Source organism: Psychrobacter sp. TB20-MNA-CIBAN-0197 (assembly GCF_040309765.1).
Taxonomy (GTDB): Bacteria; Pseudomonadota; Gammaproteobacteria; order Pseudomonadales; family Moraxellaceae; genus Psychrobacter; species Psychrobacter submarinus.
The window spans coordinates 1-268 of the sequence record NZ_JBEOPC010000681.1 but is presented as its reverse complement, the minus strand read 5'-3'; the positions used below and the strand labels follow the sequence as shown (position 1 = coordinate 268).

The window sequence follows — 268 nt, the reverse complement described above, 5'->3', positions numbered from 1 at the left end:
ATGCTACAACATCACTCAAGACTTTTGAAACGACTGGCTCAGGACAAGTTGTTACTAATGATAATAGCGGTGTCGTAGAGCTTGCAACCAGTACGACTTATACGATCATTGAGCGCGTTACGAACAATCAAAACAATGGCGATATCATTGCCTACAATGCGGCTTACACTTGCAACAACGCTACGACTGGTAGTACGACCGTCATGCCTACTACTGCGATGACTTATAACGCGTCTGCCAAAACTCGCTCATTTACTATATCCAATGC

General features: G+C 44.0%; 1 protein-coding gene. It reads left to right on the top strand.

The window, feature by feature from the left end:
• The coding region (locus AAEY83_RS15510) for a hypothetical protein (RefSeq protein WP_351060349.1) at nucleotides 1-268 on the top strand (268 nt) is incomplete at both ends.